Source organism: Amphibacillus xylanus NBRC 15112 (genome assembly GCF_000307165.1).
Taxonomy (GTDB): Bacteria; Bacillota; Bacilli; order Bacillales; family Amphibacillaceae; genus Amphibacillus; species Amphibacillus xylanus.
The window spans coordinates 1,658,475-1,672,357 of sequence record NC_018704.1 but is presented as its reverse complement, the minus strand read 5'-3'; the positions used below and the strand labels follow the sequence as shown (position 1 = coordinate 1,672,357).

The window sequence follows — 13,883 nt, the reverse complement described above, 5'->3', positions numbered from 1 at the left end:
ATATTTTACCTCCTTTCACTAAAAAAATGTCAATATAAAACTATTTTAGCATGAAAAATGGTTTTTAACTACATCTCTTTTATCAAGCGGACTAGAAAGCTCTATAACTGATTTCATTTCGCTAAACTGCTTTTTTATGGTAGACTAATAGATAGAGTGACGCATGAGCGCTGTCATATTTGTTAGACAAGGGGAGTGAAGTATGAAACTGACTAAAAATGATCATCTCTTATATAATTTGACTGCTGAGGATTTAATGATTTCTTCTGAAAAAGTGGCACATGTTCAATTGAATAACCCATTAGAGCATGCTTTGTTAATATTAGTGAAGTCTGGATATTCGGCCGTGCCAGTCTTAGATTCAAAATATAGATTTAAAGGGATTATTGGAAAAAGTATTATATTAAATGAAATTCTTGGCCTAGAACGGTTTGAGATAGAAAACTTGTCTACAACTACAGTTGAAAATGCTATGCAAACGAATGTACCATGCTTACATAAATCAGCAGACTTACTTTCATGTCTAAAAGCCCTGATTGATCATGCGTTTATTTGTATCGTAGATGAGGATCAATATTTTGATGGTATAGTAACAAGAAGAGCAGTATTAAAACAATTAAACAGGTTTCTTCACGTGAAGAAAGATGAACTAATTAAACTACAAGATCTAATCTGAATAAGAAATTGCTATATATATGAATGATAGCAAATTAAAGCAGGAGACAAGCTTTCCTGTTTTTTTATTTTGAATTGAATTTTTTGGTTAGCTTAAACATTATACGAGACTGATCAAAATAAACGTATCAGTCTCGTATTGTCGCCAATTAATTGTCTTTAATAATTCGTGTTGTTTGCTGTGGATAAGGATTTTTGATTTTATCCTTAGTTAATGCTAACTTGACAGCTTTTCTAATATCTCGCTCTGCACTCCATTGTTCCATATTCTTAGTTTGGCCGACAATTCTAATCGTTATATTTCTTTCGCCTAACTGATTAACGCCTAGCACATTTGGTCCTTCTACAAATCGTTGATCAGCTTGAAATTGTTTACACACGGTGTCTAGTATACTAAGTGTTTGATCAAGGTCAGATTCATAATTAATATGAATGTCTACTAGTGCACGCATTGTACCACGTGAGTGATTACTAACACTTTCTATATGGCGATTGGGAATAAAATTTAATGTCCCATCAAAACTTCGGAGTTTTGTCGTACGTAAGCCGATCTCTTCAACAATACCACTGTAGCCTGCAACTGTTATATATTCACCGACCTCAATTTGTCTTTCTAATAAAATAAAGAAACCAGTCACAACATCACTCACTAATCCTTGGGCACCGAATCCAATTGCTAAGCCAAGTACACCGGCGGATGCGATGAGTGGTCCGATTGGAACCTTGAAGATTGAGAACAACATTGAAATAAATAAAAATAATAATACATAAGAAAAAATATTTAGGATTAATTTTTCCAATGTTAGTAACCGTGATTTGGATAAATTATGTCTGTTTGTAGAATTGTGCAACAGTTTTGTAATCAGCTTATTACCTAATGTTCTTGTCACAATATAGGCTACGATTAGTATCAAAACGCGAAGTCCAGTACCAATTATGACATCGAGCATTGAAGTAAAATTAAGAGACATAATAAACACTCCTTTCATATGGAAACAATAACGCATCTTAGCTCTGAATTCAATAAATTAGATGCCTGTTATTAAAAAACTAACAAGCTTAAAAAGTCTACTAAGATAAGTAATTAACGCTATTGGACATTTTATTAACTACAACTTCAGCCTTAAGGCGGATTTTATAAAAATATAACTTAAACTAAGCGAAATGGCTAGCAATTTATTTCGTAACTCGATATATTAATAGTTATGAAAAAGAGAAATTGGGGAGGGGAGCAAAATGGAAACTTTTAAAAAATTGAAGCAATACTATTGGCCATATAAAAAGTACTTTATTGCGTCAATATTTTTTGTGTTAATTGTTACTGGAATTACAGTAATTTATCCAATGGTCTTGCAATTAACAATTGATGAGGTCATTACAGCGGGGAATTATAATTTAATCCCAATCTTATCAATAGGCTTTATTATACTAATGATTATTAAAGGTATTACGAACTTCGCGCAGCAATATTTAGGTGACTTATTTGGCATTAAATCAGTTTACTTATTGCGTGATAGCTTATACAAAAAGCTTCAACGCCTATCTTTCACTTATTATGATAATGCTCGTACAGGTGACACGATGTCACGACTCACAATGGATGTCGAAGGGTTTAAGTTTTTCTTAGCGGCAGGTCTTAAAGAACTTGTTCGTGTTGTATTCTTAATTGTAACAAGTTTATTTGTTATGTTTTATTACTCAATTCCACTTGCGCTATTAACAATGGCTGTTATGCCGTTTTTAATTGTTGTCGTAAAGAGGTTTGATCAAAGAGTACACCCTGCATTCCGAAGTGTCCGTAAATCTTTAGGTAATTTGAACACACGGATTCAAGAAAACGTTAGTGGAATGAATACAGTTAAATCATTATCTAAAGAAGATTTTGAGATTAATCGCTTTACTGTCGATAATAAAAAATATCGAGAAGTGAACATTGAAACAGCAGGCATTTGGGCTAAATACTTCCCATTAATGGAGCTAATCGGAAATATTGCGATGGTATCGTTATTAATCTTTGGTGGATGGTTAGTAATTGAAGGAAAACTTCAATTAGGTGAACTAGTTGCATTCTTCAGTTTAGTTAGTTATATTATTGGGCCATTGATGTTTTTAGGTTTCATTGTAAACCAATTTTCTCAAGCAAAAGCTTCTGGAGAACGATTGTTAGAGATTCTTGAACAAGAAGAAACAGTGACAGATCAAGAGGATACTGTTAAAGTTGATAAACTTGAAGGTCATGTAGAATTTAAGGATGTCACATTAAGATACTATGAAGATGATGACGAAGCACTTAAGAATCTTAACTTCGAGGTCCCTGCAGGGAAAATTGTTGGTTTGATCGGTGCGACTGGATCTGGGAAGACGAGTATTACACAATTGTTGGCAAGATTCTATCAGCCTTCAGAAGGTGTTGTTTATTTAGATGGAAGACCGACTACGGATTATCCATTATCATTTATCCGTAAGCAAATTGGGTACGTATTCCAAGAGGCTTTCCTATTCTCAACAACGATTAAAGATAATATTGCATTTGGTAATCCGCATGCAACGATGGAAGAAATTATTGAAGCAGCAAAACGAGCTCAAGCACACGATTTTATCATGGAAATGCCTAGAGGTTATGATACGATGCTTGGAGAGCGTGGTATGGGACTTTCAGGTGGCCAAAGACAACGGATTTCAATCGCGCGAGCGCTATTAATTGATCCGACTATCTTAGTCTTAGATGATGCAACGTCAGCTGTTGATATGGAAACAGAGCAACGTATTCAACTAGCTCTTAAAGAGGTCATGAACGATAGAACGACTTTTATTATTGCACACCGTATATCTTCATTAAAGCATGCTGATGAAATTTTAGTCTTAGATGAAGGAAAGATTGTCGAAAGAGGAACACACGATCAATTAATTGAAAATGGTGGACCATATCAACGAATTTATGAAATCCAATATAAAGATAGAGAAGCAATCGCAGGTATTAATTAATTTAGAAAGGAGTGAGATGATTGAGTCAAAAAGAAGCACAAAAGAAAAAGAACGTCTATACAAATCGGTTTTATTATCCTCAAGATGAGGTAATTGAGAAACCTTTTAACTGGAAACAGATGACCCGTCTGTTGAAATATATTAAACCTTATTCCAAAACACTTTTACCAGCAGCTTTTGGAGCGGTCTTTATTAATATGATCGTTCGATTACTTGTCCCAATCTTAATCGGACAATATGTTGTTGATCGTGCGATTATCAATTCAGATTATCGACTTTTAATTTATTTAATTGTTATTGTAGTTGGACTATACTTTATTAACTATTTAGCTAACCACTTTAGAATCAAAATCGTCAACGTTTTGGGTCAACGAACAATTCATGATTTAAGAAAACAATTATTTACGCATGTACAATACTTATCTCACGATTTCTTTGATAAACGTTCAGCGGGATCAATTCTCGTTCGCATTTTAAATGACGTAAACTCTTTACAAGAATTATTTACAAACGGGATTATTAATATTTTGATGGATGCATTCATGCTACTAGCCATTATCATTATCCTGTTTTCATTAAGTGCACAGTTAGCACTAGCAGTTTTAGTTATTTTACCAATCATGTTTTATATCTCTACTAAACTTCGACGAGACATAAGAAGAACATGGCAAAATGTTCGAAGTATTCGTTCTAGATTAAACTCTCACTTAAATGAAAGTTTACAGGGGATGAGAATTACACAATCATTTGCACAAGAAGAAGAAAATGCTGCCTACTTTGATGGTGTAAACCAAGAAAACTTCGAACGTGAAAGAATTGCAATGAAGAAAAGTGCTTACTTCGGTCCGTTTATTGAAATGAGTAATGCAGTTGGAACGGTGATTCTAATTGCTTATGGAGCGACATTAATTATTAACGGTTCAATGGGGATCGGTACGTTTGTCTCATTTGCATTCTTCCTAGGAATGTTCTGGGAGCCTATTTCACGATTAGGTCAAATTTATAATCAATTGTTAGTAGCAATGGCTTCATCTGAACGGATTTTTGAATTTTTAGATGAACGTCCTACAGTTAAAGAAAGTGATAATCCAATTGTATTAACGGACATTAAAGGTGATATTCAATTCGATAAAGTTCAATTCTCTTATGATGATGAACGAATTGCTCTACATGAAATTTCAATTGATGTTAAAGCAGGTCAAACTGTAGCACTTGTTGGACACACAGGTTCTGGTAAATCAACAATCGCTAACTTAATTAGCCGATTTTACGATCCAACTGATGGTGCAGTTTATGTTGACGGTCATAATTTAAGAGATGTTAGTCTAGCTAGTTTAAGAGAGCATATCAGTGTAGTATTACAAGATACATTTATTTTCTCAGGAACTATCATGGATAATATTCGATTTGGTCGTCCTGGTGCATCTGATGAGGAAGTTATTGAAGCGGCTAAGGTTGTTGGAGCTCATGATTTCATCGTGCGCTTAGCTAATGGCTATGATACTGAAGTAGAAGAGCGAGGAAGTATCCTATCTGCTGGAGAAAGACAATTGTTATCATTTGCTAGAGCACTCCTTGCAGATCCGAAAATCTTAATTTTAGACGAAGCAACTGCAAGCATTGATACAGAAACAGAAATGAAAATTCAAGCAGCGCTTAGAGAATTATTAAAGGGCAGAACATCAATCATGATTGCCCACCGTCTTTCAACAATTCGAGAAGCAGACAATATTATTGTATTAGAAAATGGTCGAATTCTTGAACAAGGTAACCATGAACAATTAGTGGAAAAACAAGGCGAGTATTATAAACTTGTTAAATCACAATTTGATATGTTTGAAGCATTATAATCGAACGGTTAAAGTGGTATCCCCGCTTTAACCGTTTTGTTTTTTTTACTTGCTTATCGATAGGATTTTTGCGAAGATAAGTATAAATTGATCAACTATTGATTAGAGACTATATGAGGTGTATAGATTTGAAAAGAGAATTTGCAGTAATCGGGCTAGGCCGTTTCGGTGCAAGTGTATGTCAAGAATTAAGTGCAGAAGGCATGGAAGTATTAGCAATCGATAAAATGGAAAGTAAGGTAAATGATTTTCGTCATATTGCCTCTCACGCTGTCATTGCTGATTCAACAGATGAGAAGGCATTAAAGGAACTTGGCATTAGAAATATCGATCATGTGATTGTCGCAATTGGTGATGATATACAGGCAAGTATTTTAACGACATTAATTTTAAAAGAGTTAGGGATTAAAAAGGTAACTGTCAAAGCACAGAGTAACCACCATGAGAAAGTTCTATTAAAGATAGGTGCTGATCATGTTATCCATCCCGAGCGAGACATGGGGAAAAAAATTGCTCATAGTCTGATCTCGAATAATTTCCTTGATCATTTAGAATTATCAAATGAGCATAGTATTATTGAGATAAAAGCAAGTAAAAAAATGATTGGAAAGACGTTGGTTGAATTAGACATTCGTGCTCGTTATGGTTGTAACGTTGTCGCGATCAGATCAAAAGCGACAAATAAAATGAACATTTCTCCATTAGCAACTGACAAGATAGAGGCAGGGGATGTACTAATCATTATTGGAGCGGACAAGGATATTTCAAAATTTGAAAAGCATTTAGTAATTGATGAATAAAAATAAGTAAAAGCCGAGCAGTTGAGCTCGGCTTTTTGTTTATACTTCCATAATAATTGGAAGAATCATTGGACGACGTTTTGTTTTTTCAAATAGGAACGGTGCAATGGTATCAGTAATTTCATTTTTTATTTCTGACCATTGTGTTGTCTTACGTTCCATGATTTTTTGAACATGTTTGCTAACTAATTTTTGTGCTTCGTTAATTAAATCCTCAGATTCGCGCATATAGACAAATCCTCTTGAGATTATATCTGGGCCTGCAGCAATTTTAAATTCTTTCATATTAATGCTGACGACGACGATAACAAGACCTTCCTCTGATAAGATACGGCGATCTCGTAAAACGATATTACCAATATCTCCAATACCACTACCGTCAACATATACAGTTCCAGCAGGTATTTTCCCAGCAACTTCAGCATGATCTTTAGTTAAAGCAAGAACATCTCCATTATCCATAATAAAGTTATGCTCAGGCTTAACACCACATGCCATCGCTAATTTCGTGTGTTCTTTTAACATACGATATTCTCCGTGGATCGGTACGAAGAATTTAGGACGCAATAGGCGAAGCATTAACTTTTGCTCTTCTTGGCTACCATGTCCAGATGTATGGATATTGTTTAATGGTCCATGAATGACATCTGCACCAGCACGTGATAAAGCATCGATAATTCGACTAACACTTACTGTATTTCCGGGGATCGGTGATGAAGAAAAGACTACTGTGTCATCAGGGATAATTTGAATCTGACGGTGTGTACCATTGGCAATTCTAGATAAAGCCGCCATCGGTTCTCCCTGAGAGCCTGTACAAAGTATAGTCACTTCATTTGCTGGTAATCGATTAATTTCATGTCCTTCAATAAAGGTGTCATCTGGAGCGGTGATATAGCCTAATTCACGCCCAATTGCGATTGCACCTTCCATACTACGGCCAAACACAGCAACTTTACGATTATGCTTAACAGCACTTGCAACCATCTGTTGTAATCTGTGAATGTTTGAAGCAAAAGTTGCGAAAATTAAGCGACCGTCAACGCGATTGAAAATATCATCTATATTTTCACCTACTACACTTTCGGACATTGTAAAGCCTGGTACTTCACTATTTGTACTATCAGATAGTAAGCAAAGTACTCCTTCGTTTCCGATTTGTGCCATTTTGGCTAAATTAGCAGGTTCTCCAACTGGAGTAAAGTCAAATTTAAAATCTCCAGTATGAACGATATTTCCTGGTGGTGTTTTAATTACAATACCGTAGGAATCTGGAATGCTATGAGTTGTTCTAAAAAATGTCACTGATGTCTTTCTAAATTTTATAATATCGTCTTCTTTATAGGTATGGAGTTTTGCATTTCGCAATAATCCATGCTCTTCTAATTTGTTTTTTATTAATCCGAGCGCTAATTTTCCAGCATAAATCGGGATATTAATTTCCCTCAACAGATAAGGGATGCCACCGATATGATCCTCGTGACCATGTGTAATAAATAACCCTTTAATCTTATCTTGATTTTGAACTAGATAAGTGTAATCAGGAATAACATAGTCAATACCTAATAGATCATCTTCAGGGAACTTAATTCCAGCGTCAATTAAAATAATTTCATCTTGAAATTGTACGCCGTAGGTATTCTTACCGATTTCCCCAAGACCGCCGATTGCGAATACTGCAGTTTGATCATTTTTAACAAATTTCATACTTACAGGTTCTCCACGACAAAGTCTTCAGATAATTTCTCATAGGCCAAGTGTTCTTCTGTTAGTGGTTGAATAAATTCAATATTAATTTCTCGACCTTTTAGCGCTTCTCGTATTTCTCGTTCGTTATTTGCTTCTAAATACATTGTTCTTGTATTTTCTCTTACAGGAACTTCACTTTTATTATCTTGATAAAGTACTTTAAAAATCATTTAATCTCTCCTTAATTCCATCCTAGTGACATAGCATTGTCATTCCGTACGTCTGTCTATTGACTTTTATTTAATCGATCATATTTATGCGTTCGTAACCCGGTCTTGTTTTAGCCATTTTCTTAACTTTCGTTTTAGTTTCTCCTTTAGCCGTTTTAACATGATTATTCAGTTCCTTTCAAAAAAACTAAATATAATCCGATCCGATCCTGTTATATATAGTATAGTATGAAATGGTTACTTTGAAAACCTATATATTAAAAAAGCTAAACAATCGATGTTTATCATATTTTTCACTTAATCAAAAAAAGATATACATGATTAGAGTTGATAACTAGTCAAGATCTACGACATCACATGGTTTTGCATTATTCGGAATGCTAAAAGGTTCCTCTTTATTAATATGATCATAAAACATAATTCCGTTCAAATGATCAAATTCATGTTGAAAAACAACTGCTGCATAACCACGCAAGCGTAGTTTGACTTTTTCACCAGCTAAATTTGTTGCAGTTAACGTAATTCTTGCGTAACGAGGTACATAGCCTGGAACTTCACGCTCAACTGACAGACAACCTTCTCCACTCGACAAGAATGTTTTTTCAACTGAATGACTAATTATTTTTGGATTAAAATAGCCGTCACTATATACCTTGCCGTCTAAATCTTCAAAATGAACTGCAAACATACGTTTAGAGAGGCCAAGTTGTGGTGCTGCTAAACCAACACCAGCTCTTAATTTATATTTTTCAGCTATTTCTTCATCTTGACTGTTTTTCAGGAATTGCAACATTTTTTTTAATAGTTCTGTATCCTCTTCAGTAGGGGGCAATTGTACTTCTTGAGCTACTTGTGTAAGAACAGGGTGCCCTTCAAGGACGATGTCTTTCATTGTAATCATTTTATTCACTCCTTAATCATTCCCTGTGATTGACTATAAATCATTGTCGATTTACTGTAGCCTAGTGTAACATAAATAAATAAAAAGAGCATAATTTTAAAAACATGAACATTTATTAATGATTATACTTTAGCTTGCGCTTTTAATTGTGTTATACTTAGTTAAAATATATTATTAACAATGAGCAAGAATGAATGGAGGCAACAACGTGCGTTATAAATCTATAATTTTATTCCTTATTAGCACATTATTTCTAGTAGCATGTACTGGAGAATCAGTTGAAGAACAAATGTATCAACATATGGAGGAATCTGTACGATTAGAAAGTGAATTTGTCGCACAACAAGAACCACTTAGTGAATTAGAGCGTAAAGAGCAGGAAATTTATCAGGAAATTAGTGAGCTAAGTGTGGAAGAGTTTGACCAAATCAAAGAATTAGCTGATTTAGCTATTGAGTCAATTGAACAAAGAAAAGAATTGATTGAAGCTGAATTATCTAGTATTGAAAATTCTAAAAAAGAATTTGATAAGATTACACCATTAGTTGAAGGTTTAGTTGATGAGGAGCTTAAAGCAGTTGCGATTGAGTTATTAGATATGATGGAAGAAAGGTATCAAGCTTACTTGACATTACATGAAGCATATCAAACATCACTGAATTATGATACAGAGTTATACGAGCTACTTAAGAAAGAAGATTTAGAAGAACCTGAGTTTACAGAACAAATCGAAAAGGTAAATGGACAATATCAAGTGATAATTGATTCAAACGGAGCGTTTAATGATGCGACGGAATCATTTAATAGTATGAAGAGAGAATTTTATAATTTAACCGACTTAAATATTACATATAACTAATATTAATTAATGTAATTTTTATAACGAGTAAACAGCAGTATATTAAGAACTTAAAAATATGATCTGATTTTCAGGTCATATTTTTAATATAAAAAGCTTTTAATGCTATCATTGAAATAAAGAAAAATGTAAGCGCTTATATTTTCGGTGTGTGAATTCACGATTGTAATAATACACAACTAGTTTTTATGGTACAGTTTATAAAAATCATTAAGACAGTTTCTAGTTTTGGACTTTCGATACCATTTAGTTTAAATATATTTAAACATATTTGAGCAAAGGTGTTGACCGTTTCGATTTAATGAGCTACACTATGGTTAGAAATTAATTGTACTACTCATTGCAAGTGGATTCAGTGTAACAGTTTTATTTGAACAATAAATAAGATTAAAACTTTTGCTGAAGGGTATTGTAATGGTAAGTACTTTTTCTCTCCATTAAATCTTTAAATGATTTAATTCAATAACATGAAAAAATAAAACTTTTGTAAACAAAGAAAGGGTAGGTGAGTCTTTTGAAACGTATTAATGATGCAATCGAAGAACAATTTCAAACGTTTCAAATTCTGGATGAAGATGGTAAGGTCGTAAATGAAGAAGCGATGCCAGAACTTTCAGACGATGAATTGAAGGAATTAATGACAAGAATGGTTTATACGAGAATTTTAGATCAACGATCAATTGCGTTAAACCGTCAAGGTCGCTTAGGTTTTTATGCTCCAACAGCTGGGCAAGAGGCTTCTCAATTAGGAACTCAATTTGCATTGGAGAAAGATGACTTTATTTTACCAGGATACCGTGATGTACCTCAGTTAATTTGGCACGGATTACCACTATATAAAGCGTTCTTATTCTCAAGAGGTCACTATGTAGGGAATCAAATGCCTGAAGGTGTTAATGCATTCAGTCCTCAGATTATTATCGGTGCACAGTATGTTCAAGCAGCAGGTGTTGCACTCGGAATGAAAAAACGTAATAAAAACGCAGTAGCAATTACTTATACTGGTGATGGTGGAACATCTCAAGGTGACTTCTATGAAGGGATTAACTTTGCTGGAGCGTATAAAGCACCTGCAATCTTTGTAGTACAGAACAACCGCTTTGCGATTTCAACACCAGTTGAAAAACAAACTGCTGCAAAAACATTAGCGCAAAAAGCTGTTGCAGCTGGAATTGAAGGTATTCAAGTTGATGGTATGGACGTCTTAGCTGTTTACGCGGCTACTAAAGAAGCTCGTGAACGTGCAGTAAGAGGCGAAGGACCAACATTAATTGAGACATTAACTTATCGTTACGGACCTCATACAATGGCTGGTGACGATCCTACACGTTATCGTACTAAAGATTTAGATAGCGAATGGGAGAAGAAAGATCCACTTGTTCGTTTCCGTAAATTCTTAGAGGCTAAAGGTCTTTGGTCAGAAGAAGAAGAGAATAAAGTAATCGAACAAGCAAAAGAAGACGTAAAAGCTGCGATTAAAGAAGCAGACAACGTACCAAAACAAAAAGTTACTGATTTAATTAGTAACATGTATGAAGAACTTCCATTTAACTTGAAAGAGCAGTATGAAGAATATAAAGCAAAGGAGTCGAAGTAAATCATGGCTCAAATGACAATGATTCAGGCTATTACTGATGCCTTACGTATTGAAATGAAAAAAGATGAGAATGTATTGATTTTCGGAGAAGACGTTGGTAAAAACGGCGGGGTTTTCCGAGCTACTGAAGGCTTACAAGCTGAGTTTGGTGAAGAACGAGTATTTGATACACCACTTGCAGAGTCAGGTATTGGAGGACTTGCAATTGGTTTAGCAACACAAGGATACCGTCCTGTTCCTGAAATCCAATTCTTCGGGTTCGTTTATGAAGTTATGGATTCAATCAGTGGTCAAATGGCACGTTATCGTTACCGTTCAGGAAATACTGTAAATATGCCAATTACAATCCGTTCACCATTTGGTGGTGGGGTTGCTACTCCTGAATTACACGCGGATTCACTAGAAGGTTTAATGGCACAACAACCAGGATTAAAAGTTGTTATTCCATCAAACCCATATGATGCTAAAGGTTTATTAATTTCAGCAATCCGTGATAATGACCCTGTTATTTTCTTAGAGCATATGAAATTATATCGTTCATTCAGAGAAGAAGTTCCTGAAGGGGAATATACAATTGAACTAGGGAAAGCTAAAGTTAAGCGCGAAGGAACTGATATTACATTAATCGCATACGGAGCTATGGTTCAAGCTTCAATGAAAGCAGCTGAAGAATTAGAAAAAGAAGGAATTAGCGCAGAGGTTATTGACCTTCGTACAGTTGCTCCACTTGATATCGAAACAATTATTGAATCAGTTAAGAAAACAAATCGTGCAGTCGTTGTTCAAGAAGCACAAAGACAAGCGGGAATTGCTTCACAAGTTGTCGCTGAAATCCAAGAACGTGCAATTTTACACTTAGAGGCACCAGTTTATCGCGTAGCTGCACCTGATACTGTTTTTGCATTTACACAAGCAGAACAAGTTTGGTTACCGAACCACAATGATATTGTTGAAAAAGCAAAAGCAGCAATTAACTACTAAGAAAGTAATGATTAGGAGGTAAGAGATAATGGCATTTGAATTTAAATTGCCCGACATTGGCGAAGGTATCCATGAAGGTGAAATCGTCAAGTGGTTTGTTAAAGAAGGCGAAGTAATCAATGAAGACGACGTATTATGTGAGATTCAAAACGATAAAGCAGTTGTAGAAATCCCATCTCCAGTAGAAGGTCCGGTATTGAAGATTCACTTTGAAGAGGGAGAAGTTGCAACTGTAGGTCAAACAATTATCACTATTGATGCAGAAGGTTATGAAGACGAAGGTGGTAGCGATACAGAAGAGCCGGAAGTAGAGAAATCTCAAGAAGCTGAAGCTACACCTGCAAAAGCCGAAGAAAGTAAAGCACAAGAAAAAACGACAGAAGTAGAAGATCCTACAAAACGTGTAATTGCAATGCCATCTGTACGCAAATTTGCTCGTGATAATGATGTAGATATTAGACAGGTAAAAGGTACAGGTAAGAATGGCCGTGTATTAAAAGCGGACATTGAAGCATTTATTAATGGAGACCAACCTGTAGCTGAAACAGCTCAAGCAGAAACAGTTGCTGAAGCAACTTCAGCACCAAAACAAGTTGTACCTACTGGTGCTTTACCAGAAACTAGAGAGAAGATGTCAACTGTTCGTAAAGCAATTGCTAAAGCAATGGTTAACTCTAAACATAAAGCACCTCACGTTGTACTACATGATGAGGTTGATGTAACTGAATTAGTTGCTCACCGTACTAAGTTTAAGACAATTGCACAGGAACAAGATGTGAAGTTAACATACTTACCTTATGTTGTTAAAGCACTTGTTTCAGCATTGAAGAAATATCCAATCTTAAACTCATATATTGATGATGAAACTGACGAAATCGTTACAAAGCATTACTATAATATTGGTATTGCTGCTGATACAGAGAGAGGTCTACTTGTTCCAGTTGTTAAGGATGCAGATCGTAAGTCGCTATTTGACATCTCAAGAGATATTAGCGAATTAGCTCAAAAAGCACATGACTTTAAGCTATCACCTGAGGAAATGTCAGGAGCTTCAAGTACAATTTCTAACATCGGATCAGCTGGTGGACAATGGTTTACACCGATCATCAATTATCCTGAAGCAGCTATTTTAGGAATTGGTCGAATTGCTGAAAAACCAATCGTTAGAAATGGTGAAATCGTGGCTGCGCCAGTATTAGCTATTTCACTTAGCTTTGATCATCGTATCGTTGATGGAGCGACTGCACAGCATGCTTTAAATCAAATTAAACGATTATTGAATGATCCACAATTAATTATGATGGAGGCGTAATCGA

12 protein-coding genes are annotated in these 13,883 nt (G+C 35.0%); 8 read left to right on the top strand and 4 right to left on the bottom strand.

Annotated elements, in window-relative coordinates; all coding sequences use genetic code 11:
- The first annotated feature begins 202 nt into the window (after window positions 1-202).
- On the top strand, window positions 203-676 hold the full coding sequence (cbpB, locus tag AXY_RS08310; RefSeq protein WP_015010358.1) for a cyclic-di-AMP-binding protein CbpB: 474 nt from the start codon (window positions 203-205) through the stop codon (window positions 674-676).
- Window positions 677-824: 148 nt separating this feature from the next.
- Here the strand turns inward: cbpB and AXY_RS08305 are convergent, their stop codons facing one another.
- Entirely contained in the window at window positions 825-1,646 is an 822-nt protein-coding gene (locus AXY_RS08305) for a mechanosensitive ion channel family protein (protein ID WP_015010357.1), read from the bottom strand.
- 265 nt (window positions 1,647-1,911) lie between these two features.
- Here AXY_RS08305 and AXY_RS08300 point away from each other — a divergent pair, with 265 nt between their 5' ends.
- From AXY_RS08300 to AXY_RS08290, 3 genes are all read left to right on the top strand, one after another.
- The gene (locus AXY_RS08300; RefSeq protein ID WP_015010356.1) at window positions 1,912-3,660 is read left to right on the top strand and encodes an ABC transporter ATP-binding protein; all 1,749 of its coding nucleotides are present in this window, start codon (window positions 1,912-1,914) and stop codon (window positions 3,658-3,660) included.
- A 20-nt stretch (window positions 3,661-3,680) separates the two neighbouring features.
- A complete protein-coding gene (locus tag AXY_RS08295; protein ID WP_015010355.1) occupies window positions 3,681-5,510 on the top strand; it encodes an ABC transporter ATP-binding protein in 1,830 nt (609 codons plus the stop codon).
- A gap of 128 nt (window positions 5,511-5,638) precedes the next feature.
- Window positions 5,639-6,310: a potassium channel family protein gene (locus AXY_RS08290; protein WP_015010354.1), complete on the top strand. Its 672-nt coding sequence runs from the start codon at window positions 5,639-5,641 to the stop codon at window positions 6,308-6,310.
- 39 nt (window positions 6,311-6,349) lie between these two features.
- Here the strand turns inward: AXY_RS08290 and rnjA are convergent, their stop codons facing one another.
- The 3 genes from rnjA to def all read right to left on the bottom strand — a co-directional run bounded on the left by rnjA (window position 6,350) and on the right by def (window position 9,130).
- Window positions 6,350-8,017, bottom strand: coding sequence for a ribonuclease J1 (gene rnjA / locus AXY_RS08285; protein ID WP_015010353.1), 1,668 nt, complete (start codon window positions 8,015-8,017; stop codon window positions 6,350-6,352).
- A gap of 2 nt (window positions 8,018-8,019) precedes the next feature.
- Window positions 8,020-8,229: a DNA-dependent RNA polymerase subunit epsilon gene (locus AXY_RS08280; protein ID WP_015010352.1), complete on the bottom strand. Its 210-nt coding sequence runs from the start codon at window positions 8,227-8,229 to the stop codon at window positions 8,020-8,022.
- Window positions 8,230-8,563: 334 nt separating this feature from the next.
- A complete protein-coding gene (gene def, locus AXY_RS08275; RefSeq protein ID WP_015010351.1) occupies window positions 8,564-9,130 on the bottom strand; it encodes a peptide deformylase in 567 nt (188 codons plus the stop codon).
- A gap of 208 nt (window positions 9,131-9,338) precedes the next feature.
- On the opposite strand from def, the gene AXY_RS08270 reads away from it, so the two are divergent.
- From AXY_RS08270 to AXY_RS08255, 4 genes are all read left to right on the top strand, one after another.
- Entirely contained in the window at window positions 9,339-9,989 is a 651-nt protein-coding gene (locus AXY_RS08270) for a YkyA family protein (RefSeq protein WP_015010350.1), read from the top strand.
- Window positions 9,990-10,503: 514 nt separating this feature from the next.
- Window positions 10,504-11,586: a pyruvate dehydrogenase (acetyl-transferring) E1 component subunit alpha gene (pdhA, locus tag AXY_RS08265; RefSeq protein ID WP_015010349.1), complete on the top strand. Its 1,083-nt coding sequence runs from the start codon at window positions 10,504-10,506 to the stop codon at window positions 11,584-11,586.
- A gap of 3 nt (window positions 11,587-11,589) precedes the next feature.
- A complete protein-coding gene (locus AXY_RS08260) occupies window positions 11,590-12,567 on the top strand; it encodes an alpha-ketoacid dehydrogenase subunit beta (protein ID WP_015010348.1) in 978 nt (325 codons plus the stop codon).
- 28 nt (window positions 12,568-12,595) lie between these two features.
- A complete protein-coding gene (locus AXY_RS08255) occupies window positions 12,596-13,879 on the top strand; it encodes a dihydrolipoamide acetyltransferase family protein (RefSeq protein WP_015010347.1) in 1,284 nt (427 codons plus the stop codon).
- Window positions 13,880-13,883 lie beyond the last annotated feature (4 nt).